Raw genomic sequence first — 23307 nt, 5'->3', positions numbered from 1 at the left:
GCGCCCAGCCGCCCATTCTTCCAGCCCGCGCGGCCGGGCGCCGCCAAGCCCCCGAAATCGGAGCTCTCGCGGCGCCCGGAGGGCGACTCAGCTTGCGTGCGCGAGTTCGCGGTCGGTCGCATGGGCGAGCTCTCGCTCAGCGGCGAAGTCCGCGGAGAGCACGTCGTCGTGCTGCTCCATCGCGTCGGCCGGCAGTCCGTCGGCGCCCAGTTCCATGAACGTCGCCGCGGCCGAGCGGCGGACCTTCTGGAACTTCGATACGCCGCGCGTGAGGTCATGCCCGACAGAGTCGGCGATGATCTCGTAGGTCGTGCGGGTGACCTCCTCCTTGACGTACGTCCGAGCCTGGTACCGACCGGTGACGACCACCGGATCGCCCTTCTGGAGTGCCTCGTCGACGTTCACCGCGAGGGCCCGCCAGCACACCACATTGACGAAGAGGGTGGTGTTGTCCACCCAGGCTCCGGTCTGCTGGTCGTAGCGGCTGGATGTCGAAGCGAGCCGGAAGCTCGTCATGTCGTTACCGGTCTTGGTGCTCCATCGCTTGGGAGCGTCGACGACGTTGCCGATGAGGGTCAGGTGTGGGTCGCGCATGGTGTTCTCCTTCGTTCGTGGGCCGGTCTTCGAGTTGATCGTTCGTGTCGATTCGCCGGTGTGCCCGCGTTGGGCATGAACCAAGGAAACCCCGAATGATGCGACCGGGACGCCGGATCCGGCGCGGCTGTGCATGGCCGCAGATGCTGTGTATGGCCGCCTCGAAAATGTCAGTGCCCCCGGGTAGTGGGGGCCGAACCGCTACAGCATCGGGGAAGGAACCGACGCCTCGTCCACGTACTCCGGATCGTGTAGTGCCTTCAGATCTGATTCACCAGTCGGCAACCGCGCAAAGCGCGAGGCACCCAGCGCGCCGCTGGAGCAGCCCAGCATGACGATCGCCATCGGCACCGCAGTGCCCGAGCCGCCCAGGCCGACGAGCGGCGACATCACCGAGCCGAAGCCGAATTGAATCGCGCCGATCAGCGCCGATCCGGTGCCGGCGGCATGCGGAGCCCGGGCCATGGCGAGCGCCGTTGAGTTGCTTGAGGTCAACCCCAGACTCCCGACATTGATCGCCAGAAGCACGAGCATCGCGGCGAGCGGGGTGTGTCCACTGAAGGTGAGGACCGCGAAGATCAGCGTGGAGAGGAAGAGTCCGCCGACGCCGATGGCGCGCATCCGGTGCGCGCCGACTCGCGGCACGAAGTAGGCATTGGCCGCGAAGCTGACGGTCAGCATCGATGCGTTGGCGGCGAAGTCATAGGAATACTCACGCGCGCTCAGCCCGTAGACGTTCTGCACGACGAAGGGCGAGGCGGAGACATAGGCCATCATGGCCCCGAAGCCGAGCGCGTAAACGGCCACGTTGGCCGAGAATTGCCGGTCCCGAAGCAGACCCCTGCCGGTCGCGATCGCCGCACCGACGCCCTCGGTGCTGCGATGGCGGGCCTGCAGGCTCTCCGGCAACAGCAACAATGCCCCGAAAAACATGACCACTGCGAGCCCGGTGAGCACCCAGAAGATGCCTCGCCAGCCGATCGGATCGACCAGCGCGCCGCCGACCAGCGGGGCGACGACCGGGGCGACGCTGCTGATCATCAGCAGCACGCTGAGCGATCGCGCTGCCCGTGGCCCACTGACCCGGTCGGAGACGATGGCTCGGCCGATCACCAGACCGGCCGAACCGGCGAAGCCGGCCAGGAAGCGGGCGCCGACGAATACCCAGACCCCTGGGGCCAATGCGCACACCGCATTGGCAATCGCGAAGACCGCGGTCGCCATGAGCAGCGGCCGCCGCCGCCCGAAGCGATCAGAGACCGGCCCGATGATCAGCTGGCCGAAGGCAAACCCGACCAGGAACGTCGTGAGGGTGAGCTGCACCAGTGACGCCGACGTGCTGAGATCGGCCTGCATGGAGGTGAAAGCCGGCAGATACATGTCGGTCGCAAAGGGGGAGACGCCGCAGAGCAGCCCGAGCACGACCAGTTGCCGGGCCGGTAGCCGGTGCAGCCGGGAAGGCTCAGACGAGCGCAGCGCGTGGTGGGTGGCCGTCATTCATTCGCCGCTGGCGTGCGCGGCCGACCGGTATTCGCGGTCATTGTGACACCAGGTTGCGGCAGCCGAAGGTGCGCCGGTACGCGGCGGGCGAAGTGCCGACGACCCGCGTGAAGTGGTGACGCAGCAGCGCCGCCGTGCCAAACCCGGAGCGGGCGGCCACCGTCTCGATCGGGTCGTCGCCGGACTCGAGGAGCTGCTGCGCCAGCAGCACTCGCTGGTGGGTGAGCCACGCATGCGGAGTCGTGCCGGTCTCGTTGCGGAAGCGGCGCGCGAAGGTCCGGCCGCTCATCGAGACCCGACTGGCCAGCGATTCGATGGAGTGCTCCAGGTGCAGCTCACCGGCGAGATCGTCCAGTAGAGGAGCCAGTGTCTCGGCCGAGCAGGCTCGCAGCGGAGCATTGATGAACTGGGCCTGGCCACCGTCGCGGTGCGGCTGGACGACCATCCGCCGGGCGACGCGATTGGCCACCCGCTCGCCGTAGTCGGCTCGAATGAGGTGGAGGCAGAGATCTAGTCCGGCGGCCGATCCAGCTGAGGTGAGGATCGGCCCGTCACAGACGTAGAGAACGTCCGGGTTGACGATCGCCTTCGGGAAGCGACGCGAGAATTCGTCTGTGTGGCGCCAGTGCGTGGTGCATTCACGGCCATCGAGTAGACCGGCCGCCCCGAGCACGTAGGCGCCGGCGCAGACGCTCATCACCTTTGCGCCGCGGTCGACAGCCCGGTGCAGCGTGTCGATCACCGCTTCGTCGTAGGCCGGCGAGATGCTGCAGGCCGGGACGATCACCAGGTCGGCCTCGTCGGCCCGGTCGAGGCGGTGCGGCGTTGAGATCGTCCAACCGTTTGAGGTCGGGACCGGCCTGTCGTCAGCGGCGATGACCGCGAAGTCGTAGTACGGGCCGCCGTCATCGGCCCGGTCGATACCGAATCCCTCGGAGACGACGCCTAATTCGAAGGGATGGACGCCCGGAATCGCGATGACTGCGACGTTTCGGATCGGCATCTCACCATGGTCCACGCAAGATGGCAGAATATCAACTTACCTCGTCATTTCTGCCACTGTTGGCAGTATCGACACGAGCGCAAACTTAGCGCCATGTTGATCTTTCTCTTCTTCGGCCTGCTCATTCTCGGCGCCCTCGCCGCGACCGGCCGGTTGCCGGATTCGCGAGACACGGACTACTCGATGCAACCTCGACGTGACCGCGACCACCATGGCGGATACCCTGCCTGATGGCGCGCTGTACCCTCTGACAGTCTCCCGAGCCTGTCCGACCGGCTCCGGGCGTCGACGCACGGCGTTACTCACGCCCCCGTAGCTCAGAGGATAGAGCAGGTGCCTTCTAAGCACTTGGTCGCAGGTTCGATTCCTGCCGGGGGCACTTTCGTCAACTTTCTTCGGCGTTTGCCCCCCGCTTCCCTCCGATCAGAGGTGGCTGAATCCTGACGCTTCCTTCGCGTCCATGGAGACCGTCACCGGATGGCGGGTGAAGTGCGCGATCGCCTTGCGCATGTCGTCGAGCAGGATTGAAGCCAGATCACGGCTCACGCCCTGTCGGACGAGAATGCGCTGTACGGGAACGTCCGAGACCTCACCGGTAAGTGGGTAGGCCGGCACCTGCCACCCGGAGATTCGGAGCCGATCGGCCAAATCGTAAAGCGTGTAGCCCGGATCCTCGCCGTCCTTGAGTTTCCAGGCCACCGACGGGATCCCGGTGAGCGGGTCACTGTCGCAGATCAACTCGAACGGGCCGAGCTTGACGATCTGCTCGGCCAGGAACTGGCCGGTGTCGTAGGAGGCCATGTGCACGCGGCGATAACCCTCCCGACCCAACCGGATGAAGTCGTAGTACTGGGCGGCGATCTGCCCGGCGGGCCGGGAGAAGTTGATCTGAAAGACCTGCATGTCTCCACCGAGGTAGGAGACATGGAACACCAGATCGTCCGGCAATTCCGCCGCATCGCGCCAGACCACCCAACCAACACCCAGCGGCGCCAATCCGAATTTGTGCCCGGACGTGCTGATCGATTTGACCCGTGGAACCCGGAAGTCCCACTCCAGAGCCGGGGCGCAGAAGGGCGCGAGAAAGGCCCCGCTAGCTCCGTCGACGTGGATGTCGATGTCAAGACCGGTCTCGGCCTGCAGCGTGTCCAGCGCGTCGGCGAGTGGCCGGATCATCTCGTAGGCGCCGGTGTAAGTCACCCCGAACGTCGGCACCACGAAGATCGTGTTCTCGTCGACGCGGGCCAGCATGTCGGCGGCATCCATCGCGTAATGCCCCGTGGACATCGGCACTTCACGCATCTCGATGTCCCAGTATTTTGCGAACTTGTGCCAGACGACCTGGACGGGTCCGCAGACCATGTTCGGTCGGTCGGTCGGCTTTCCGGCCGCCTCTCGCTTGGCCCGCCACCGCCACTTCGCAGCCAGGCCGCCGAGCATGCACGCCTCAGAGGAGCCGATGGTCGAGGCGCCGACCGGGTTGCCGGCCTCGGGGGCATTCCACAGGTCGGCGAGCATGTGTACGCAGCGCTTCTCGAGTTCAGCCGTCTGCGGGTACTCGTCCTTGTCGATCATGTTCTTGTCGATGGCCAGATCCATCAGCCGGTGGACGGCCGGCTCCTCCCAGGTTTGGCAGAAGGTGGCCAAATTCTGCCGGGAATTCCCGTCCAGTAGCAGCTCGTCGGCAATGACGGCGAAGGCGTCCTCGGAGCGCCATTCGGCTGATGGGAAGTGATACTTTGGGGCCGCCTTGGCCAAGTTCGCGCCGGCGTAGACGGAATCATCGAAAGATGAACGGATGGACTCACGATCGTGCAACGGCATTGGTCACAGCTCCTCAGCTCGCCGGCAGATCCGCCGGCCCGTCTGCACGCTACGACCGGAGGACGTCGGTCGGCATCCCCCGGGCCGGGTGAGCGTCGGTGAACGACGGACGAGCCCAATCCACGGTGCCGGCTGCCGGTAGCCGCCGCCGGTTCTGGATGGCGACCCTCTTCATCGTCGGTTCAGCGCTCTTCGCTCTCGGCGCGCTGCCGCCGTACTCCGAAGCAGCGGGGCTGCGCGCGACCTCACTCACCTTCTTCGTCGGTTCCCTCTTCTTCACCGGTGCCGGATTTCTGCAGTACCGCGAGGCCGTCGACGGGCTCAGCGCCGGTAGCAGCGGCGGCCGGAAGTTCTGGGTGTGGGCCCCGAAGGATATGGATTGGCTGGCCACTGCGGTCCAGCTCGCCGGCACGCTGTGGTTCAACTGGAGCACCGGGAACGCGCTGCGGCACAACCTGAGCGCCGAGGTCGCCGACCAGCGGGTGTGGCGCCCGGACACGCTCGGGTCGGCCGCGTTCCTGGTGGCCAGCGGGATTGCCTGGCGGGTCGCCATGCGCGACCGCTCGACCGACGGTCGCCGCACCCGCGACTGGTGGATCGCGGCATTGAACCTCCTCGGTTCGGTGGCCTTCGGCGTCTCGGCCGCCGCCGCTTACGTGATCCACTCCGCCGACGATGTGTGGCGAGCGGAGCTGTCAAACCTCGGGACGCTGGTCGGGGCGCTCTGCTTCCTCGCCGGCGCCATCCTGCTGCTGCCGAGACCGGCTCACGTCGAAGGTTGAGGCTCCTCAGTCCGAGTTGCCGGTTCTCCCACCGGCGCCGGTGCCGGCCCCAACCAGATCGACACCATGTACGACACGACGACCACCACGATCACCAGTGGCATAACGGTGAGGCCGTTGGAGCCCAGTAGCAAGGTGGCCAGCAGCACGGACGTCAACGGCAGCCTGAGCATCGAGGCACTCATCGCACCGACACCGATTCCGATGGCGGCGGCCGGCGCCACTCCACCGATATGGGTCGCCAGCAGACCGAGCACCGTGCCGATGAACATCGCCGGGAAGACCGGCCCACCCCGGAAGGCGGCGAGGGAGATGCTGTACGCGACCGACTTGCAGATCAGCAGCACGGCCAGGGCGCCCCAGGCATAGCCGGCCCGCCCGGAGACGAGGTCCGGAAGCTGCGACTGACCCGAGAAGAGAACGTCAGTGGTGGGTTTGCCGGTGCTCAGGCGGTATCCGACCGCGAGCAGCGCCACCGCCACCCCGGCCACCGGAGTGAGCAGAACCAGACGTCTCTCCACGGTTGGACGGACGGCGAGTGCCGCCCATCGGATTGCCGTGCCCAGCACCGCCGCGATCACCCCGATGACGATCGCCCACACGAACTCGCCGACCGTCGGATCCGGAACGCGCGGTAACGCCGGCAGCGCCAGCGACACGCTCCCCAAGCCGGTGAGCGAGTTCAGTCCGAGAAAGACAAGGGCACCGATGCCGGACGCGAGCAGCCCCGGCATCAGGACCAGGGTGCCGACTCCCCCCGAGACGCCTATCGCCTCCATGAGCAGGAACGCGCCCAGCAGCGGCGACCCGAGCAGTGCGCTGACCGCGGCGAAGCTACCCGTCGCGCCGATCACCATCATCGCCGGCCGGGGCAGGTCTCGTTTGAGCAGCCCGACGGCGAACAGGGCCAGTCCCCCGCCCAACGCGATCAGCGGGGCCTCCGGCCCGACCACCGCGCCCAGGCTCAGTGATACGAGTGCCGCGAGGAAGACTCCGGGCAGCATCGGCGGGGTCGCCAGTGGTCCGGTCTTGAAGCCGTCGGCCGGCGAGTGACCGCCCCGGCCCGGTAGGTATCGGATGATCGCGCCGACGAGCAGACCCGCGATGGCCAGCGGCACGATCGGCCACCACGTCGGGTTCGTTCCGAGACCGAATTTCGACGGCAGATTGACGAATATCCAGGTCTGGAGCTTCCCGACCAGCCAGAGAAAGAAGTAGGCCCCGGCGGACAACGGCACGCCGAGGAGCGCGCCCAGGATCAGCAACCCGGCGTACGGGCGGCTGCGGATGATCGCCAGCGGGTTCCCGCTGAAGGCCGGCTGTGTCATCTCGTCAGAACCATCATGCAGCCCCCAACCATCGGCTTTCCGACAGTCTGGTCAGCGGATGGGTGCGTTGTCCTCATCCTCAACGGATGGTCGGTGGTGGGCCTGTGCCGCACCGGCGGGCGAATACCCGAACCGGCGCTGACATCGACATCCGCGTCCGCCCCAAGGTTGCTAGGCTTGCCCATCAGCGCTGATCCGGCCGTACTGGTAGGCACCGCGGCAAGAGGCGGCAGTGTTGAGCAACGTGCGACTGATCTTGACGAGAAGGTACAACCTTGCCGAACCCCAAGCAGTTGACCGATCCGTCCGGCGGGTACGAGCCCGACGCAGCTCAGTCCGAGCAACCGAGGCTGTCCTGGTGGGCTAGTTGCGTGAAACTGACCCGGGCGGTGGCCGACGCCGACCCGGCGCTGATCGAGTCGACGGCCCGCCAGCTTGGTGAGAGCAGACGAATCCTGAGGCCAGTGGCATGGGCGGCGGGCACCGTGGTCCTCCTCGTCGCCGGCGTGAAGCTCTTGATCGTGAACTGGCGATTGTCGTTGATTCAACTGGTTCCCGCCGCTTGGGTGTGGCTTGCCATGTGGAATGTGAAGCGGCATATCTTCCAGGACGCGTCGTTTCGGCAGATGTCGACGCCTGCGTTGGTCGTGCTCGCTGTGGTGATCGTGCTCTTCACCATCATCGCCATGTGGTGCAATACCGTCTTCGCCTACGCCGTCGACGGGCCCCCACCGCCGCGGATTGCCTGGGCGGTGCGGCAGGCGAAGGGCAGCGGCCGGATGTATGTCAGCTCCGGGCTCGTGGTCGGCGCCGCGCTGGCCCTCACCGTGGTGGTGCTGCCGAGAATTGCCGGTATCTGGACCTTCGGACTCGTCATGGCCATCGTGCTCGCCGTGATGCTCGTCAGTTTCGTCGCTGTGCCGGCCCGCATCATCGGTGTGCGTCAGCAGCGCCTCCCGGTCACCGAGAATCTCGGGCGACTCGTCGCCGGCGGCGCGCTGAGCGCGGTGGTGATGGGACCGGGATTTCTGCTCGGCCGGATCGGGCTGATCCTGCTCGGGCTACATCATTTCCACGTCCTCGGCTTCGTCATGCTCTCCGTCGGCACCGCGCTCTACGCGGCCGGCATGTCGTCGGTCAAGGCGATCAAGCTCAGCATGAAGCTGACTTCGCCCGCGGTCACGGCTGCGGAACCGGCGGTCTCCGCCTAGCGCGGGGAATGGCCCAGTGTGAGATGTCACCCTGGTTTGAAGCGATGAGACTTGGCTCAGGGCACGGCGAAGGCGACCAGCGAAGTCGAGGCGCAGATTTCCACGATTCAACTGGCGGCCTCGGCCGTAGCCGCGGACGTCGGCACGATCACCGACGGCATCGAAGTCATCCGGAGCATGCAGGCGCAGATCGTCGCGGCACTGGAGGAGCAGAGCCAGATCGCGCTGCAGTTCGAGAACTCGCTCGTCTGAGGTCCAGTTACACCACGGTCAGCCGCTGAGCTCTAAATCGCCTCAGGGTGCTGTTGGAAGACCCCGAAGACGTTCCCCTCGGGGTCGAGGAAGTAGCCATAGGTGCGCCCGGACATCTCGAACCTCTCCATCGCAATCTGGCCGCCGTGGGTGAGGACCGCGGCCTCCGTGGCGCCGAAATCGGCGATCTCCATCGAGCAGGTGAAGGCGTTCGTTCCGCCCGGGGACTCGGCGACCGGCACCGGCCGTTCGAGGAGGCCACCGGTGATCCCCGCGCCGCCGATGAACCAGTAGTCGATCGGCATCGGCTGCTTCTCGAACGTCCACCCGAAGACCGCACCGTAGAACTCGATAGCCCGCTCCGGCTGACTCGCCTGAATCTCGAAGTGCACGACACCGTTCATGGATCGGTTCTAGCACGCACCGACGCGCACCAACTCGCACCGACTCCCACCGTGGCCGTTCTTCGCCGCACACTTGTTCTCCCCGCGTCCCAGGCAGTAGACCTGAGTAGTGAAGAAGCTCAGCAGACCTCAGTTGTCCGTGCTGGTCGTGGCCGAGATAGTGCTCGCCGTCTTCGCCTGGCGTGATCTCAGCCGGCGATCCGACGAGCAGATCCGCGGGAACCGGAAGGTCTGGCGGGTGATCATCACCGTCAACCCCGGCAACTCGATGCTGTACTGGCTCCTGGGCCGCAGAAACCACAGCGTCGACGCCGTTCAGCCGGAGTAGCTCGGTTCGCGCGACTCGTCGGGGTGGTAGGTCAGGACAGCGACCCCCGACTTGGTGACGAGTGAGTTGACCAGCGTCATCGACGAGGGTGCCTCACCGAAGAAGCGCCGGCCGTGGCCGACGACGACCGGGTAGATCATCAGCCGGTACTCGTCGATGAGCCCGTAGCTTCGCAGCGACTCGACCAGCGTTGCGCTGCCGGCGATCATCAGCGTCTCCTCCGACGCCCTGAGTCGCTTCACGGCATCGATGACGTGCCCCTCGATCAGCGTCGCGTTCCACTCCGGCGCGCCCAGAGTCGTCGATGCGACGTACTTGCCGATGCTGTTCATCCGCCGACCGAAGTCGCCGGTCTCGGCCTCCATCGACGGCCAGGCCTGGGCGAATCCCTGATACGTCACCCGCCCGAGCAGCAGCGCGTCGCATTCGAGCAGGTTGTCGAACTGAAATTGCTGGAGTTCCTCGTTGAAGTAAGGGCCGCTCCACCCCGGATCCTCGAAGCCCCCGTCCAGAGTCAGATATTCGACCGCGAAGATCTTGCCCATCGTTGCGCCTCCGGCATCCGCCAGTTCCAGCCCGTCAGATCCAGCCTAGGCGAAGTCCGGCCGGCGTGGCATGGCCAGCCGATTTGACCGCCTCGAGTTGAGCCAGCCAGCCGGCGATTCCACTCGCCCCCTGCATGAATCCCGGCTCGGCCGGCAACTGCGACGGATCGCGGGCGTGCTCGGTGTTCGACCAGCTGACCCCGGTGTCACTGACGACCGCGCGCGCGAGCACGTCGCTCGCCAGCACCTCGGCCCACTCCAGCAACGCCGGGTCGCCGGTGGCCTGGTAGCGCTCGACCAGCAACTGCCCGACGCCCGCCGTCCCGCAGCAACGCCCGAGGTTGTCCCAGTAGCCGGGGTAGACGCGCTTGGGCAGCTCGCTTTCGCGCAGCGCCTGCAGGCAGGCCGCGATCGCCTGCTCCCAGCGCGGCTGCGGATCGATCTCGTTCAAGGCCAGGAAAAGTCGGATGGTTCCGGTTGGTCCGTGACACCAGCCGTAGAAGACCGCCGGACGGTGCAGTTGCCGCGGGATGCTCAGCGGCAGCGCCCACCCATCCGGGGTGTGTCCGAGCAGCAGCAGCTCCTCGGCGCCCAGCACGGCCGTCTCCAGCAGGTCGGGTCGCTTCAGCTGCTGGCTGGCGGCGACCAGCGCGTAGGCCACGCCGGCTGTGCCGTGTGAGAAGCCCGGCATCAGGTGCTCCCACTTCGGCCCCATCCGCCACTGCAGTCCGACCGTCGCGGGCTCGGCCGAGGCGACGAGTCGATCGGCCAGCAGCTGGGCCGCTTCGCTCGTCGTCGCGTGCGGGTCGGCCAGCAGCATGAGCAGCAACCCGGCATCCCCGGAGATGATGTCCGGGCAGGGGTGCGGGGGCTGGCCGCTGAGCACGTCGCCGAGCAGCCGCTGAGCGATCTGCCGGGTCACCTGCTCGGCGGCCGACAACGCGTGGGGATCATCCGCAGCCGACGACCAGGCCCGCAGCGCGACCGGGACGCCGGCCCAACCCGAGAAGAGCCCGTCGTCGGGCAGCGTCGCCGTTCCTGGATTCGTGGCCAGGTGAGACAACCGGGCCACCGCCGCAGCGGCAATGTCGGCGATGTCAGCGAGGTTGAGGCCGCTCGACCTTGCCTGGGCACAGCCAAGGAGGACACCGGCGGTACCGGAGTAGAGATCGTCGAAGGGTTCACCCTCCTCACACCAGGTGAGGCCGCCGGGCGCCGGCACCGCGACCGAACGGATCCAGTCGAAAGCACCGTCCAGCAACTCCAGCCGGCTGCCCACCGTCAAACTCCTCACCGCTGTACCGCCTCCACCACCCGTCCACGGCATTCGCCGAGGGTGATCCGTCCGTGCCGCCCCGGCGCGGTCGCGCTGATGGCCACTTCGTCACCGTCTTCGAGGAACCGGAGCATTCTCCCATCGCCCAGCGGCTTCGGTCGCGTCCCGTTCCAGGTGAGCTCAAGCAGGCTTCCGACCTGGTCCGGGGTGGGGCCGCTGACGGTGCCCGACGCGAAGAGGTCGCCTGGACGAATCGAGGCGCCGTTGACCGTGAGGTGGGCCAGCATCTGCGCCGGAGTCCAGTACATGCCAGGAAACGGTGGCCGCGACATCAGCTGCCCGTTGATACGCACTTCAAGGGCCAGGTCGAGGGCGTCGCGCCGGCCGGCGTCATCCAGATACGCAAGCAGCTGGGTATCACGGGCCGGCGGGGCCAACCAGGCGTCCTCCAGAGCGGAGAGCGGGGTGATCCAGGGTGACATGCTGGTCGCGAACGACTTGCCCAGGAAGGGGCCGAGCGGCACGTACTCCCAGGATTGGATGTCACGCGCCGACCAATCGTTGAGCAGGCAGACGCCGAAGATATAGTCGCGCGCGTCGACCAGCGGGATCGATTCACCCAACGTGGTGCTACCACCGAGCACGAAGGCGACCTCGGCCTCCAGGTCGAGGCGGTCGGAGGCTGCGAATTCGATGTCACCGTCTGCCGTTCGAAACTGCCCCCATGGACGCCGGATCTCAGTACCCGAGACCACGATGGTGCCCGCCCGCCCGTGGTAGCCGATCGGGAGATGCCGCCAGTTCGGGGTGAGCGGTTCACCATCGGGCCGCAAGATTCGTCCGACATTCGTTGCGTGATCCCGGGATGCGTAGAAGTCGACGTAGTCGCCGGGGGCAAACGGCAGCGTGGGTGTCGTCCAGGCCAGCGGCCGGCAGAACGCGGCGAGGGTCGCCGGAACGCCCAACGCGGCGACCACCGCGGCCCGTAGCTCGTCCCAGGTCCGGTGCCCGGCGGCCAATAGCCCGTCCAGCGATCCGTCCCCGAAGAGTTCAGCGAATGGGGTCTGTCGAGACCAGCGGGTCAGGTCGAAGGCGGCTTCGCCCCAGCGCACGGCGGCGAAGCGGAGTCCGTCGGCGTCCAGCAGCGAGCCATACGGGAGATGATCGACGGCGAGCGGATCGACCGAAGACGTCACTGATTGCGACCCTGACGATGCCAGGACCAGGCGTAGACGCCGTCGTCGCAGGCCTGCGCCCCCTCCCCGAGGCGCAGCGGTCGGAAGGTATCGACCATCACCGCCAACTCGTCGAAGTAGTCGACGCCGATCGAACGCTCGTAGGCGCCGGGCTGCGGCCCGTGCGAGTGCCCGCCGGGGTGGAGGCTCACCGACCCCTGGCCGATCCCCGATCCCTTCCGCGCCTCGTAGTCGCCCCCGCAGTAGAACATCACCTCGTCGGAGTCGACGTTGGAGTGGTAGTAGGGAACCGGAATCGAGAGTGGGTGATAGTCCACCTTTCGCGGCACAAAGTTGCAGATCACGAAGTTGTGACCCTCGAAGACCTGATGCACCGGCGGCGGCTGATGCACCCGTCCGGTGATCGGCTCGAAGTCGGAGACGTTGAACGTGTACGGGTAGAGGCAGCCGTCCCAGCCGACCACGTCGAACGGGTGGTGCGGTAGGACGTGCACCGTCCCGGTCACCGCGCCCGGGCCGGTGCCGCGATGCTTCAGATACACCTCGACCTCGGTCTCCTCGCGCGGCGCCAACTCGCCCGGGCCGTGCAGGTCACGCTCGCAGAAGGGTGAGTGTTCGAGCAGTTGCCCGTAGCGGGAGAGGTATTTGTGCGCGGGCGCGATGTGCGAGTTCGCTTCGATGCAGTAGGCCCGAATCGGTTCACCATCCGGCATCCAGCGATGCGTGGTCGAACGTGGAATCAGCACGTAGTCCCCGGCGCGGAATGGCAGCGGACCGAAGACGGTCTCCACCACACCGGTCCCGGACTCGACATAGACGCACTCGTCACCGATGCCATTGCGATACAGCGGGGACTCGCCGCCGGCCACGACATAGCTGATGCGCACATCGTCGTTGGCCAGCACCAGGCGGCGCCCCGTCACCACATCCACGGAGTCTGCGCCGGCCGCATCGAAGAGGTCCGGCAGCCGCAGGTGCCTGGGTAGCAGCGGCTCGTTGGGCAGCGTCGTCTGGTCGGGCAGACTCCACGGACGCGCATCGACCAGCGCTGAAGGAAGGCCTCGGTGATACAGGAGCGAGGAGTCCGAGGAGAAGCCCTCCTCCCCCATCAGCTCCTCGTAGTACAGGTCGCCGCTATCGCTGCGATGCTGCGTATGCCGTTTGGGTGGTATCGAGCCTCGGGCCTGGTAGTGGGCCATCTGCGTCGTCCCATCTGCTCGTCCGGCGGCGGTTGCCGCCTAAGAACCTAGAAGTTGCCGCGTAGTTCCTGCTCCCGCTCGATGGCCTCGAAGAGCGCCTTGAAGTTGCCCTTGCCGAAGCCGAGCGAGCCGTGCCGTTCGATGAACTCGAAGAAGACGGTTGGACGGTCTCCGATCGGCTTGGTGAAGATCTGCAGCAGGTACCCATCCTCGTCCCGATCGACCAGGATGTCGCGACGCTGCAGTTCGCTGATCGGGACGCGCACTTCTCCGATTCTCGCGCGCAATTCGGGATCTTCGTAGTAGCTCGCCGGGGTTACCAGGAACTCGACTCCGCGCGCGGCCAGGGCGTCCACGGTCGCCAGCAGGTCGTCGGTGGCCAGCGCGACGTGCTGCGCGCCGGGACCGTCGAAGAACTCGAGGTACTCGTCGATCTGGCTGCGCTTCTTCCCGACCGCGGGCTCGTTGAGCGGGAACTTGACGCGATGATTTCCGCTGGCCACCACCTTGCTCATCAGCGCCGAGTAGTCGGTGGCGATGTCGTCGCCGATGAACTCCGCCATATTGGTAAAGCCCATCACCCGGTTGTAGAAGTCGACCCACCGGTCCATCTGTCCCAGCTCGACGTTGCCGACGACGTGGTCGATCGCCTGGAAGAACCGCTTGGGCTCCTCGCTGGATGTGGTCGGCGACTTGCCCAGCGACGACGTCCGAGCGACGTATCCCGGCCGGTAGGGGCCGGTGTAACGCGACCGGTCGACCAGCGAGTGGCGCAGATCGCCGTAGGCCCCGATCGCGGCGATACGTACCGTCCCGTGTTCGTCGCTGACGTCGTGGGGCTCCTCCAGGATCACCGCACCCTGGGATCGGGCGTGCTCCACACAGCGATCGACATCGGGAACCTGCAGCGCGATGTCGCTGATGCCGTCACCGTGCTTGCTGTGCACGGCCACCAATGGGCTGCCGGGCTCGACGGCGCCGGAGACGACGAAGCGGGCGGCGCCGCTGTCGAGGACGTAGGAGTGGCGATCGCGCACGCCGGTCTCCGGTCCGGCGTAGGCGACCAGTTCCATGCCGTAGACGAGCTGGTACCAGAGCGCGGCCTGAGCGGCGTTGCCGACCACCCACTCCAGGGCATCCCAGCCGTCGATCGGGAACGGGTCGGCCGAGGCGTCGTACTCGACGAGCCCGACGAGTTCCTTGAGCTGCTCCAGGCTCAGGTGGGCCAGTCGTTCGGAGTCGGTGAGGGCGGTCAGGGGGTGGGCGACGGTCATCTCGGCCTCCGGGTCAGCGGGCTCAGGGTGTCAGCACTCCCAGTGAATCCACGTTGACATCAAGCCGCAATCGGAACAGCACTAGCTAGCCCGAGTGGAACATCAGGCCAGTTCAATTGGCCTACTGATTAGCATTTTGCTAAGTTGGTCGTCATCCGATGAGTGAGGAGCGCGATGTGTCATCACGACTGGACGCCCTCGACGTCACCCTGCTCCAGCTCCTCACCGACAACCCGCGCATCGGCATCCTGGAGCTCTCCCGACTGTCGGGCGTGGCGCGGGCGACGGTGTCGGCCCGGCTGGACCGGATCCAGCAGGCCGGCATAGTCACCGGCTACGGGCCCGATATCGATGTGGCCGCCGCCGGCTACCCAGTGCAGGCGATGGTGACGCTGGAGATCGCCCAGGGGCGGCTGGCCGACATCCGCCAGTTCCTCACTGCACTCCCGGGGGTTCTGGAGGCCTACGCGACCACCGGCAGCGGCGACGTGCTCTGCCGGCTGGCCGCCGAGTCGAACGAGGCGCTGCAGGAGTTGCTGTTGAAGCTGAACGAATCGGATGCGATTCGCCGCTCGACCAGCGTCGTCATCCTGTCGGTGGTCGTCGCCCCGCGGACCCTACCGTTGCTGCTGCAGCAGCAGCGCCCCCGGCCGCCTCGAGCACCGGCCTTCCGCGAGCGATCGGCCACCGCCGCGCTCAGCCGGTCGTGCGGAGATAACTGAGCACGGCCAGCACCCGACGGTGGTCGTCGTCAGTGTCGGGGAGGTCGAGCTTGGTGAAGATGTTGGAGATGTGCTTCTCGACCGCGCCCAGAGTGATCACCATCGTCCTGGCGATGCCGGCGTTGGTGCGCCCCTCGGCCATCAAGGCGAGCGTCTCGCGCTCGCGGGGTGTGAGGGCGTTGAGGTGGTCGCTGGTGGCGGAATGGGTGCGGACCAGTTCGGTGACGACCTCTCGGTCAAGCGCCGTGCCGCCGCCCGCGACCCGGTGTAATGCCTCGACGAATTCCGCGATGTCACTGACCCGCTCCTTGAGTAGGTAGCCGACCCCTCCGCCCGGCGAGTCGAGCAGCTCGGCGGTGTACACGGGTTCGACGTACTGCGAGAGGATCAACGTGGCGAGTGTGGGGTGCGCGGCGCGGGCTGCGATCGCCGCCCGGATGCCTTCGTCGGCGAAGCCGGGGGGCAGTCGCACGTCGATGATCGCGAGGTCGGGTTCGTGTTCGGTGACGATGTCGAGTAGGCCCGGGCCGGTGTCGGTGGTCGCCACCACCTCGATACCGGCGCCGTTCAGCAGCGCGACGAGCCCCTCCCGCAGCAGCGCGTGGTCCTCGGCGATGACTACTCGCATGGCAGTTCCGCGTGCAGGTGGGTGGGTCCACCCTCCGGTGAGGTGACGGCCAGCGTCCCGTCCAGTGCTTCGACCCGGGCCCGCAGTCCCTGCAGCCCGTTGCCCGTCACGTCGGCGCCACCCGGTCCGTCATCGGTCACATCGACGACGAGCTGCTTCGGGCGCAGGGCGAGATCGACTCGTGCGGTGACGCCGGGCGCGTGCTTGGCGGCGTTGGTCAACGCCTCGGCGATCAGGAAGTAGGCCGCGTTCTCGACCGCCGGCGGCAGTCGTCGCCCGTCGTTGGCGGTCGTCACCGTCAGCGCGGCGTGCCCACGGTCGGCCAGCGACTGAACCGCGGCGACCAGGCCCCGATCGGCGAGGACCGGCGGGGCGATGCCCCGGGCAAGGTCACGCAACTCCTGGATGGCCACCGTGGCCTCCTCTCGGGCGGCCCGGACGAGCGCCGCGGCCGCGGGCTCATGGGCGAGCTCGGCCTCGGCGCGGCCGAGCTGCATGGTCAACGCTACGAGACGGGCCTGGGCACCGTCGTGCAGATCGCGCTCGATGCGGCGCAGTTCGGCGGCCTGGGCGTCCACGGCCTGACGGCGAGTTCGGCTCAGGGTATCGACTCGCTCCTGCAACGCCCGGGTCTGCAGCTGGGGCACCTCGGCCCGCAGGTCGATGAGCGCGTGCAGCCCGAGCGCCAGGGCAAGTCCGAGGATCGACCAGAACGCCCACAGCCCGTGCGCGCCGGTGAAGAGCCAGACCAGCATCAGTACCGCCGCCGCGGTGGCACTGACGTCCAGGTGCCACCACACCCGGGTGTGCGCGGTGTTGGGTCGGCCGTGCAGGTGATTCCACCAGATCAGCGGGGCCAGCGCCGCACCGCAGCCCAGAATCACCCAACACGGCCAGAAGTAGCCACCGCCGACCGCGGCCCAGACAACCGTGGTGGCCAGCACGATGAACGCGCCGAGCGCGATCGTGAAGGCCAGCGGCGAGGTGCCGGCCGCAGGCTCGGCAGCACTCGGCTCGGCGCGCATGCTCACGTTCTGTCCTTGGCGGTGCCAGCTGCCACACGGTCCACAGTGGCATCCTTCCACCCACGCAGTGGCCAGCCGCGTTCGCCGAGGAGGGCCACCGCTGCCGGCAGTGCCACTCCGCGCACGAGCGTGGCGTCGAGCAGCACCGCGGCCCCGAGACCGACCCCGAGCTGCTTGAAGGTGATCACGCCGAGCGTGGCGAAGATCGAGAAGACGGCCACCATGACGATTGCGGCACTGGTGACGGTGCCCGCGGTCGCACTGACACCATCGGCGGCGGCCTCGCGCGGAGGCAGCCCCCGCAGGCGCGCCTCACGAATGCGTTCGAGCACAAGGACGGTGTAGTCCATCGACAGCCCGAAGAGCACCACGAACATGAACAACGGCATCCAATTGATGATGTGCCCGGTGGAGTGGAAGCCAAGCAGGTGCTCAGCCCAGGTGTGCTGGAAGACGGCGGTGAGGATGCCGTACGCCGCCCCGACCGACAGCAGGTTCAGCGCCATCACCGTCGCCGCCAGCAGCGGAGCCCGGAACGTCACCAGCAGCAACACGAACCCGAGCAGCAGCACGAAGCCGATCACCTCAGGGGTCACCTCACTCATTCGGTGCGAGTAGTCAGCGCTCGAGGCGACGTCGCCGGTGACCAGGGCCGGAGCCGCCACGCCGTCGATCGTTGCGGCCGTGGGCGCGACCTGAGCGCGCAGCCGTTCGACCGTGGCCTTGCCCGCCCCAACTCCGAGGTCCGGCATCGGCACGTCGACCCGGGCCACGCTGGCATCGGAGGAGACGGCCACCGTCACCTCGCCCCGTCCGCCGGTGACGGCCAGAGCGCGCCGTCCGAGCGCAGTCAGACCACCGTGCGCGGCGGGACTGGCAAGAGCGTGACCGCTGACGACGAGCTCGGCGTCCTGCGGAGCGCCGGGGAAGGTCGCCTCGATGGCCTTCATCGCCGACACGACCGGCAGGTTCTGCGGCAGGTCGCCGGCCTGCAGGTCGCCGGTGCGCATGCCGAACATCGGGACGGCGAGGGTGGCGAGCACGCATACGGAGGCAACCAGGGCCGCTCGCGGGTGGCTGGTGACGTTTCGGGCCAGACGGCCCCAGACACCGGTTGGTCGGCCGGCACCGTCGGGCCGGCGGAGCTGGCGGCGGGCTCGCGCAGCCGTGATCGCAGCGGCGCCGGGGACGCGCCCGCGGTCGACCCGGTCACCGAGCAGAGCGAGCACGGCCGGTAGAACGGTCAGCGATCCGAGGACGGCGATGGCGACGACCAGGATCGTGCCGAGGCCCATCGAGACGAAATCTCCCGCGCCGGTGAGCAGCAGTCCGGCCAGGGCCGCCATCACCGTCAGTCCGGAGATGAGGATCGCCCGCCCGACCGAGGAGGCGGCCGCTTCAAGCGCGGAGTCGGGGACCGACCTACCGCCCAGACGGGCCGGCCCGTGCCCGCGCCGCCTCTCCTCCCGCTCGCGGCGCACGTAGAAGAGCGAGTAGTCGACCCCGACCGCTAGGCCGATGAGCACGACGACGGCGGAGGTCGACTGACTGTTGGGGGCCAGGTGTGAGACCAGCCCGAGCGCCCCGAGCGCGGCCGCCACCGCGGTGATGCCGAGGATGAGCGGCACGCACGCGGCCACGACAGCTCCGAAGGCCAACACCAGTATCAGGAGGGTGATCGGCAGCGAGATCAGTTCGGCCCGGCGCAGGTCGCTGTCGATGAGGTCGTTGATGGCTTTGCTTTCGGTGCCGGCGCCGGCCTCCTGGACCACGGTGCCCGGATGAACGCGTTCGACCTGGGCATCGAGTGCGAGTAGCGCGCCCACCTGATCCTGCGCGCTGTCCGGGTCTCCGCGCAGTTGCACCTGCACCAGCGCGATCCGCCCACCGTCGGCGATCAGATCGGCCGACTGTTCAGGCCCGGTCACCGACGCAACCTGTGGCAGCGCACCGGCCCGCCCGGCCAGGTCGGCCGCGGCGGCGCTGGTTAGGGCCGGTGTCGAGGCGGTGATGAGGATGCTCTCCGACGCCGGGGTGCGCAGCCCCGCGCGCTGGAGCAGCGCGTCGGCCTTGGCGGACTGTCCCACCTCCGACTGCACGTCGGTGAGGGATTTGGTTCCGGCTGTGGCGCCCAAGACCGTGCAGGCGACCACGAGCAGCAGCCAGAGCGCGATGATCGTCTTGGGACGACGCTGCGCGACATGCGCAGCGCCCCTCACCAACCGCACCAGGGCGCCGGGTGGCGCGGTCGGCGGCTTCGTCGGGCTGGAGACGTCGGCAGTCGAACGGGAGACAGAAGTGGTCATGGATCCATCCTCGAAGTACGGGGATGTGCCGTCACTGGAGCTTCCCGGCCTCTGAGCCGGGGCCGACCCCCGAGTCGGGGGTGGGGTTAGCCCCACCCTCGGCTCGGAGGTCCGCCCGGCGGCGGTGGGGTAGCTGCTGAATCAGCTGTCGAACGTTATCGAAACCGTTTCGGTGGTCGGCAATGATTGACAGGTCAGCACATAGCCGGCGTCGAGTTCACCCTGCTCCAGCGCGAAGTTCCGGCGCATCCGTACCTCCCCTTCGGTCACCAGCGCGCGGCAGGTGCCACATACCCCGCCGCGACAGGCGAAGGGCAGGTCCGGACGAACGCGCTGGGCGGCGTCAAGGATGGCAGTGTCAGGTGGCACGGTCACCGTCGTGCTGCGCCCGTCCAGCAGCAGCGTCACCGCCGCGCCCGGGCCGACCGGCCCGTCCACGTGCCGCAGGAGGGGCGGCGGATCAGCCTCAACGTAGAACAATTCACGATGGATTCGCTCCGCGGGCACGTTCAGCTCGGCCAGCACCGCGATGGCATCCATGGTCATCCCGAGCGGCCCGCAGAGCCACCAATGGTCGACGCTCGTCGGATCGACGGTCACCGGCAGCAACACCCGCAGCTTCGCGGCATCCAATCGACCGTTGAAGAGTTCGACCTCCTGGGGCTCGCGGGAGAGCACATGCACCAGGCACACACGCGATGGATAGCTGTCCTTGATGTCGGCCAGCTCGTCGGCGAACATCACGCTCTGGCTGCTTCGGTTGCCGTAGAGCAGCGTCACCGACGAATCGGCAGCTGACTCGAGGATCGACTGGGCGATCGAGATCATCGGGGTGATCCCGGACCCGGCCGCGATGAGCACGTGGTGGCCCCCGGCGGCCAGATCCGGCGTGAACGAGCCGGCTGGGGCCTGCATCTCGAGGTAGTCGCCGATATCGGTGCCGCGCACCAGCAACGTCGAGACCGCGCCCCCGGGCACTTCGCGCACACCGATCCGCAGAGGCGCACCGCGGGGCGCGCAGATCGAGTAGGAACGCCGCTGCTCCCCCACCCGAACCGTCACCGTCTGGCCGGCGGCGAAGGCGAAGGTCTGCTCCAGCTCGGGCGGAACCTCCAGCGTGACGGCGGTGGAATCGTCGGTGAGTGGGACGACCGCCGCGACCCGTAGCCGGTGGAACTCGGTGCGCGACATGCCTAGATCTCCTTGACGTACTCGAACGGCTCGTCGCAGCTCAGGCAGCGATAGAGCGCTCGGCAGGCCGTGGCCCCGAAGGGCGCCGTCTCGCGCGTCTGGGTCGAACCGCAGTGCGGACACCCGACACTGCGGGGTCGTGTCGTCAGCGTGAGCGGGACGGCCGCGCCCCCTCTCGGCACGGACGGATTCGGCGGCGCTACCCCCACCGCCGCGAGTTTCTCCCGTCCGGCCGGGGAGATCCAGTCGCTGCTCCAGGGCGGCGCGAGGCTGGTGCGCACGACGACCGCGGCGAATCCCGCCTCGCTGAGGCGCCGGTGCAGGTCGACGCTGATCTCACGCATCGCCGGACAACCTGAATAAGTAGGGGTGATCGTCACGGTGGCGCGATACCCACCCTCCGCCAGGGTGGTGCACTCGACGCTGCGCAGGATGCCGAGGTCAGCCAGGGTGACCATCGGCAGCTCCGGGTCGGGCACCCCGGCGGCGACCTCCCAGGCCGATTCGCGGTCCAACGTGCGGATCACCATGTCGCCCCCGGGTGGGCCCGGGCGACGCTCTGCAGCTCAGCCAGCACCGGGGCGAGCGCCTCGCTGTGCAGGCCGTCCCGTCCCCCCCGACCACCCACCGTCGCCAGCGGCGCGGCCTCCGGTCGGGTCAGCCCGGCGGTGGCGAGCACGGTGTCGATCACGGTGTCGAACTCTTCGCGCGCGTCGGCCGACGCCACCGCCACCCCGGCCAGCGCCGCTTCGACCGGATGAGTGGTGAAGAGTTCCTCGACCAGTGGCCAGACGATCGCCAGCCCCTGCTGCATCCGCCGCTTCGACAGGGCTGTTCCGTCGCCGAGGCGTACCACCCAGCGAGCCGCGTAGTCGCGGTGGTAGGTCACCTCCTTCACGGCCATGCCGGCGATCGCCGCCAGCACCGGATCAGCCGAGCCGCGCAGCGCATCGAGCAGCGCCAGGCGCCAGGTCGAGAAGATGAGCAGTCGGGCCACCAGCTCGGCGAAGTCGTCATCGGCCCGCTCGACCAGCCGCACGTTGCGGAAGTCCCGCTCCTCCCGGAGGTAGGCGAAATCGTCCTCGTCGCGCGCGCTGCCATCGACGCTGCCGGCCCGGGCGAAGAGCATTCGGGCCTCACCCAGCAGGTCCAGCGCGATGTTGGCCAGCGCCGTCTCCTCTTCAAGTTCCGGTGCCCGAGTCAGCCACTGCTGCAGGCGATGGGAGTAGATGAGCGCGTCGTCGCCCAGCATCACGCAGTACGCGCCGAGGGCCGACCCATCGATGCCGGCGGGCAGCGTGGTGTCGACGCCCTGCAGTGGATCACTGAATCCGGTTCCGAAGGCCCATCGTTGGTCATCGGTCACCTCCTCCAGCGCCAGGTAGGCGTCGAACTCGTCACCACTCATCGGGTTCGCCTCCTCATATGTGCGGGACTTCGTCCGGGATCTCGTAGAAGGTCGGATGCCGGTAGACCTTGTCCCCGGAGGGTGCGAAGAATGGGTCCTTCTCCTCCGGGCTGGAGGCGGTGATCGCCGCTGCCGGGACCACCCAGATGCTGACGCCCTCGTTGCGGCGGGTGTAGAGGTCGCGGGCACTGTGCAGCGCCATCGTCGCGTCGGCCGCGTGCAGCGACCCGACGTGCACGTGGTTCAGCCCGCGTTTTCCACGCAGAAACACCTCGTAGAGCGGCCACTCGGCCTGCACCGGCGTCATGGTCCGGCCTCGCTCTCGGCGGGGCTGCGTTTCGCGGCGTTCTGCTTCGCGGTGTAGGCCAGGGCGGCCTCCCGCACCCAGGCCCCCTCCTCATGGGCGGCCCGCCGGCGGGCCAGGCGGTGGGCGTTGCATGGACCGTCCCCGTTGAGAACGGCGGCGAACTCTTCCCAGTCGGGGCTGGCGAAGTCGTGGTGCTGGCTATCGTCGTTCCAGCGCAGCGTCGGGTCCGGGAGGCTGACCCCGAGCATCGCCGCCTGCGGCACGGACATGTCGACGAAGCGCTGCCGCAGTTCGTCGTTGCTGTGCCGTTTGATGCCCCAGCTCATCGACTGCGCGCTGTTGGGCGAGGCATGATCGGGGGGGCCGAACATCATCAGCGCCGGCCACCAGTAGCGATCCACGGCTTCCTGCACCATCGCCCGCTGCGCGTCGCTACCCCGCATCATCGTCAGCAGCAGCTCGTAGCCCTGCCGCTGATGAAACGACTCCTCCTTGCAGATACGGATCATCGCCCGCGCGTACGGACCGTAGGAGGAGCGGCAGAGCGGCACCTGGTTGCAGATGGCCGCCCCGTCGACCAGCCAGCCGATGACCCCGACGTCGGCGAAACTCAGCGCCGGGTAGTTGAAGATGGAGGAGTACCGCTGCCGCTGATCGATGAGCTTCTGGGTGAGTTCGGCGCGATCGACCCCGAGGGTCTCGGCCGCCGAATACAGGTACATCCCGTGGCCGGCCTCGTCCTGCACCTTGGCCAGCAGAATCGCCTTTCGCCGCAGCGAAGGTGCGCGCGTGATCCACTGCCCCTCCGGCTGCATCCCGATGATCTCCGAGTGGGCGTGCTGGGCGATCTGGCGAATCATGGTGCGGCGATACCCGTCGGGCATCCAGTCCCGGGGCTCGATGCGATGCTGTCGCGCGATGGTCTGCTCGAAGTCCTGCTCCAGCCCGGTGCTGGTGCCGGTCGCGGTGTCGGCGCTGCCCATCGGAACACCTCCAGAGTGGCT

General features: G+C 67.8%; 25 protein-coding genes and 1 tRNA gene. 7 read left to right on the top strand and 19 right to left on the bottom strand.

The window, feature by feature from the left end:
* Window positions 1-87: 87 nt before the first annotated feature.
* The 3 genes from ssb to CPH63_RS10765 form a co-directional block, all read right to left on the bottom strand.
* Window positions 88-594 carry a single-stranded DNA-binding protein gene (gene ssb / locus CPH63_RS10775; RefSeq protein WP_157749456.1) on the bottom strand — a complete coding sequence of 169 codons (507 nt, stop codon included), beginning with the start codon at window positions 592-594 and terminating at the stop codon, window positions 88-90.
* Window positions 595-795: 201 nt separating this feature from the next.
* A complete protein-coding gene (locus tag CPH63_RS10770) occupies window positions 796-2091 on the bottom strand; it encodes a multidrug effflux MFS transporter (protein ID WP_096302969.1) in 1296 nt (431 codons plus the stop codon).
* A 40-nt stretch (window positions 2092-2131) separates the two neighbouring features.
* Window positions 2132-3097, bottom strand: a complete 966-nt coding sequence (locus CPH63_RS10765; RefSeq protein WP_096302968.1) for a helix-turn-helix domain-containing protein — start codon at window positions 3095-3097, stop codon at window positions 2132-2134.
* A 93-nt stretch (window positions 3098-3190) separates the two neighbouring features.
* Here CPH63_RS10765 and CPH63_RS22240 point away from each other — a divergent pair, with 93 nt between their 5' ends.
* Window positions 3191-3328: a hypothetical protein gene (locus CPH63_RS22240; protein WP_157749455.1), complete on the top strand. Its 138-nt coding sequence runs from the start codon at window positions 3191-3193 to the stop codon at window positions 3326-3328.
* A 75-nt stretch (window positions 3329-3403) separates the two neighbouring features.
* Window positions 3404-3476 (top strand) — tRNA-Arg (locus CPH63_RS10760).
* Between the two features lie 44 nt (window positions 3477-3520).
* Here the strand turns inward: CPH63_RS10760 and CPH63_RS10755 are convergent.
* Window positions 3521-4921, bottom strand: coding sequence for a glutamate decarboxylase (locus tag CPH63_RS10755; protein WP_096302967.1), 1401 nt, complete (start codon window positions 4919-4921; stop codon window positions 3521-3523).
* A gap of 98 nt (window positions 4922-5019) precedes the next feature.
* On the opposite strand from CPH63_RS10755, the gene CPH63_RS10750 reads away from it, so the two are divergent.
* Window positions 5020-5703, top strand: coding sequence for a hypothetical protein (locus CPH63_RS10750; RefSeq protein WP_197704656.1), 684 nt, complete (start codon window positions 5020-5022; stop codon window positions 5701-5703).
* Here CPH63_RS10750 and CPH63_RS10745 read toward each other — a convergent pair.
* On the bottom strand, window positions 5688-7031 hold the full coding sequence (locus tag CPH63_RS10745; RefSeq protein ID WP_096302966.1) for a chloride channel protein: 1344 nt from the start codon (window positions 7029-7031) through the stop codon (window positions 5688-5690). The genes CPH63_RS10750 and CPH63_RS10745 overlap by 16 nt on opposite strands.
* Before the next feature lie 371 nt (window positions 7032-7402).
* Between CPH63_RS10745 and CPH63_RS10740 the strand changes: the two genes are divergently transcribed.
* Both CPH63_RS10740 and CPH63_RS10735 read left to right on the top strand, forming a co-directional pair.
* The gene (locus CPH63_RS10740) at window positions 7403-8242 is read left to right on the top strand and encodes a hypothetical protein (RefSeq protein WP_157749454.1); all 840 of its coding nucleotides are present in this window, start codon (window positions 7403-7405) and stop codon (window positions 8240-8242) included.
* 51 nt (window positions 8243-8293) lie between these two features.
* A complete protein-coding gene (locus CPH63_RS10735; RefSeq protein WP_096302964.1) occupies window positions 8294-8494 on the top strand; it encodes a hypothetical protein in 201 nt (66 codons plus the stop codon).
* A 32-nt stretch (window positions 8495-8526) separates the two neighbouring features.
* Here the strand turns inward: CPH63_RS10735 and CPH63_RS10730 are convergent, their stop codons facing one another.
* Entirely contained in the window at window positions 8527-8898 is a 372-nt protein-coding gene (locus CPH63_RS10730) for a VOC family protein (RefSeq protein WP_096302963.1), read from the bottom strand.
* A 109-nt stretch (window positions 8899-9007) separates the two neighbouring features.
* Here CPH63_RS10730 and CPH63_RS10725 point away from each other — a divergent pair, with 109 nt between their 5' ends.
* Window positions 9008-9226 carry a hypothetical protein gene (locus tag CPH63_RS10725; protein WP_157749453.1) on the top strand — a complete coding sequence of 73 codons (219 nt, stop codon included), beginning with the start codon at window positions 9008-9010 and terminating at the stop codon, window positions 9224-9226.
* Here the strand turns inward: CPH63_RS10725 and CPH63_RS10720 are convergent.
* The 5 genes from CPH63_RS10720 to hppD are packed head-to-tail and all read right to left on the bottom strand — an operon-like array spanning window position 9214 to window position 14716.
* Window positions 9214-9771 carry a dihydrofolate reductase family protein gene (locus tag CPH63_RS10720; RefSeq protein ID WP_096302961.1) on the bottom strand — a complete coding sequence of 186 codons (558 nt, stop codon included), beginning with the start codon at window positions 9769-9771 and terminating at the stop codon, window positions 9214-9216. The genes CPH63_RS10725 and CPH63_RS10720 overlap by 13 nt on opposite strands.
* 34 nt (window positions 9772-9805) lie before the next feature.
* The gene (locus tag CPH63_RS10715) at window positions 9806-11050 is read right to left on the bottom strand and encodes a lanthionine synthetase LanC family protein (RefSeq protein ID WP_157749452.1); all 1245 of its coding nucleotides are present in this window, start codon (window positions 11048-11050) and stop codon (window positions 9806-9808) included.
* Between the two features lie 11 nt (window positions 11051-11061).
* Entirely contained in the window at window positions 11062-12243 is a 1182-nt protein-coding gene (locus CPH63_RS10710; protein ID WP_096302959.1) for a fumarylacetoacetate hydrolase family protein, read from the bottom strand.
* Window positions 12240-13442 carry a homogentisate 1,2-dioxygenase gene (locus CPH63_RS10705; protein ID WP_096302958.1) on the bottom strand — a complete coding sequence of 401 codons (1203 nt, stop codon included), beginning with the start codon at window positions 13440-13442 and terminating at the stop codon, window positions 12240-12242. The genes CPH63_RS10710 and CPH63_RS10705 overlap by 4 nt, the downstream gene beginning before the upstream one ends.
* A gap of 47 nt (window positions 13443-13489) precedes the next feature.
* The gene (hppD, locus tag CPH63_RS10700; protein ID WP_096302957.1) at window positions 13490-14716 is read right to left on the bottom strand and encodes a 4-hydroxyphenylpyruvate dioxygenase; all 1227 of its coding nucleotides are present in this window, start codon (window positions 14714-14716) and stop codon (window positions 13490-13492) included.
* A gap of 158 nt (window positions 14717-14874) precedes the next feature.
* On the opposite strand from hppD, the gene CPH63_RS10695 reads away from it, so the two are divergent.
* Complete coding sequence (locus tag CPH63_RS10695; RefSeq protein ID WP_096302956.1) at window positions 14875-15438, top strand: Lrp/AsnC family transcriptional regulator; 564 nt, start codon at window positions 14875-14877, stop codon at window positions 15436-15438.
* Here CPH63_RS10695 and CPH63_RS10690 read toward each other — a convergent pair.
* The 8 genes from CPH63_RS10690 to paaA all read right to left on the bottom strand — a co-directional run bounded on the left by CPH63_RS10690 (window position 15413) and on the right by paaA (window position 23286).
* The gene (locus CPH63_RS10690; protein WP_096302955.1) at window positions 15413-16066 is read right to left on the bottom strand and encodes a response regulator transcription factor; all 654 of its coding nucleotides are present in this window, start codon (window positions 16064-16066) and stop codon (window positions 15413-15415) included. The genes CPH63_RS10695 and CPH63_RS10690 overlap by 26 nt on opposite strands.
* Window positions 16057-17091: a sensor histidine kinase gene (locus CPH63_RS10685; protein ID WP_096302954.1), complete on the bottom strand. Its 1035-nt coding sequence runs from the start codon at window positions 17089-17091 to the stop codon at window positions 16057-16059. The genes CPH63_RS10690 and CPH63_RS10685 overlap by 10 nt, the downstream gene beginning before the upstream one ends.
* Before the next feature lie 2 nt (window positions 17092-17093).
* On the bottom strand, window positions 17094-19397 hold the full coding sequence (locus tag CPH63_RS10680) for an MMPL family transporter (protein ID WP_096302953.1): 2304 nt from the start codon (window positions 19395-19397) through the stop codon (window positions 17094-17096).
* A gap of 141 nt (window positions 19398-19538) precedes the next feature.
* On the bottom strand, window positions 19539-20588 hold the full coding sequence (locus tag CPH63_RS10675; RefSeq protein ID WP_096302952.1) for a 2Fe-2S iron-sulfur cluster-binding protein: 1050 nt from the start codon (window positions 20586-20588) through the stop codon (window positions 19539-19541).
* Window positions 20589-20590: 2 nt separating this feature from the next.
* Entirely contained in the window at window positions 20591-21118 is a 528-nt protein-coding gene (gene paaD / locus CPH63_RS10670) for a 1,2-phenylacetyl-CoA epoxidase subunit PaaD (RefSeq protein WP_096302951.1), read from the bottom strand.
* Window positions 21112-21996, bottom strand: a complete 885-nt coding sequence (gene paaC, locus CPH63_RS10665; RefSeq protein ID WP_096302950.1) for a 1,2-phenylacetyl-CoA epoxidase subunit PaaC — start codon at window positions 21994-21996, stop codon at window positions 21112-21114. The genes paaD and paaC overlap by 7 nt, the downstream gene beginning before the upstream one ends.
* Before the next feature lie 13 nt (window positions 21997-22009).
* Complete coding sequence (paaB, locus tag CPH63_RS10660) at window positions 22010-22303, bottom strand: 1,2-phenylacetyl-CoA epoxidase subunit PaaB (RefSeq protein WP_096302949.1); 294 nt, start codon at window positions 22301-22303, stop codon at window positions 22010-22012.
* Window positions 22300-23286: a 1,2-phenylacetyl-CoA epoxidase subunit PaaA gene (paaA, locus tag CPH63_RS10655; RefSeq protein WP_096302948.1), complete on the bottom strand. Its 987-nt coding sequence runs from the start codon at window positions 23284-23286 to the stop codon at window positions 22300-22302. Before paaA ends, paaB begins: the two co-directional genes overlap by 4 nt.
* Window positions 23287-23307: the final 21 nt, after the last annotated feature.

Origin of the sequence: Jatrophihabitans sp. GAS493, from assembly GCF_900230215.1 — a bacterium.
Classification (GTDB): Bacteria; Actinomycetota; Actinomycetes; order Mycobacteriales; family Jatrophihabitantaceae; genus MT45.
The sequence above is the reverse complement of the archived record's forward strand: the minus strand, read 5'-3'. Positions and strand labels throughout refer to the sequence as shown.

Excerpts from the sequence above, each read along its gene's own strand:
- ssb (WP_157749456.1), bottom strand. The coding sequence starts at position 594 with ATGCGCGACCCACACCTGACCCTCATCGGCAACGTCGTCGACGCTCCC.
- CPH63_RS10770 (WP_096302969.1), bottom strand. The coding sequence starts at position 2,091 with ATGACGGCCACCCACCACGCGCTGCGCTCGTCTGAGCCTTCCCGGCTG.
- CPH63_RS10765 (WP_096302968.1), bottom strand. The coding sequence starts at position 3,097 with ATGCCGATCCGAAACGTCGCAGTCATCGCGATTCCGGGCGTCCATCCC.
- CPH63_RS22240 (WP_157749455.1), top strand. The coding sequence starts at position 3,191 with ATGTTGATCTTTCTCTTCTTCGGCCTGCTCATTCTCGGCGCCCTCGCC.
- CPH63_RS10755 (WP_096302967.1), bottom strand. The coding sequence starts at position 4,921 with ATGCCGTTGCACGATCGTGAGTCCATCCGTTCATCTTTCGATGATTCC.
- CPH63_RS10745 (WP_096302966.1), bottom strand. The coding sequence starts at position 7,031 with ATGACACAGCCGGCCTTCAGCGGGAACCCGCTGGCGATCATCCGCAGC.
- CPH63_RS10730 (WP_096302963.1), bottom strand. The coding sequence starts at position 8,898 with ATGAACGGTGTCGTGCACTTCGAGATTCAGGCGAGTCAGCCGGAGCGG.
- CPH63_RS10720 (WP_096302961.1), bottom strand. The coding sequence starts at position 9,771 with ATGGGCAAGATCTTCGCGGTCGAATATCTGACTCTGGACGGGGGCTTC.
- CPH63_RS10705 (WP_096302958.1), bottom strand. The coding sequence starts at position 13,442 with ATGGCCCACTACCAGGCCCGAGGCTCGATACCACCCAAACGGCATACG.
- hppD (WP_096302957.1), bottom strand. The coding sequence starts at position 14,716 with ATGACCGTCGCCCACCCCCTGACCGCCCTCACCGACTCCGAACGACTG.
- CPH63_RS10695 (WP_096302956.1), top strand. The coding sequence starts at position 14,875 with ATGAGTGAGGAGCGCGATGTGTCATCACGACTGGACGCCCTCGACGTC.
- CPH63_RS10690 (WP_096302955.1), bottom strand. The coding sequence starts at position 16,066 with ATGCGAGTAGTCATCGCCGAGGACCACGCGCTGCTGCGGGAGGGGCTC.
- CPH63_RS10685 (WP_096302954.1), bottom strand. The coding sequence starts at position 17,091 with ATGCGCGCCGAGCCGAGTGCTGCCGAGCCTGCGGCCGGCACCTCGCCG.
- CPH63_RS10680 (WP_096302953.1), bottom strand. The coding sequence starts at position 19,397 with ATGACCACTTCTGTCTCCCGTTCGACTGCCGACGTCTCCAGCCCGACG.
- CPH63_RS10675 (WP_096302952.1), bottom strand. The coding sequence starts at position 20,588 with ATGTCGCGCACCGAGTTCCACCGGCTACGGGTCGCGGCGGTCGTCCCA.
- paaD (WP_096302951.1), bottom strand. The coding sequence starts at position 21,118 with ATGGTGATCCGCACGTTGGACCGCGAATCGGCCTGGGAGGTCGCCGCC.
- paaC (WP_096302950.1), bottom strand. The coding sequence starts at position 21,996 with ATGAGTGGTGACGAGTTCGACGCCTACCTGGCGCTGGAGGAGGTGACC.
- paaB (WP_096302949.1), bottom strand. The coding sequence starts at position 22,303 with ATGACGCCGGTGCAGGCCGAGTGGCCGCTCTACGAGGTGTTTCTGCGT.
- paaA (WP_096302948.1), bottom strand. The coding sequence starts at position 23,286 with ATGGGCAGCGCCGACACCGCGACCGGCACCAGCACCGGGCTGGAGCAG.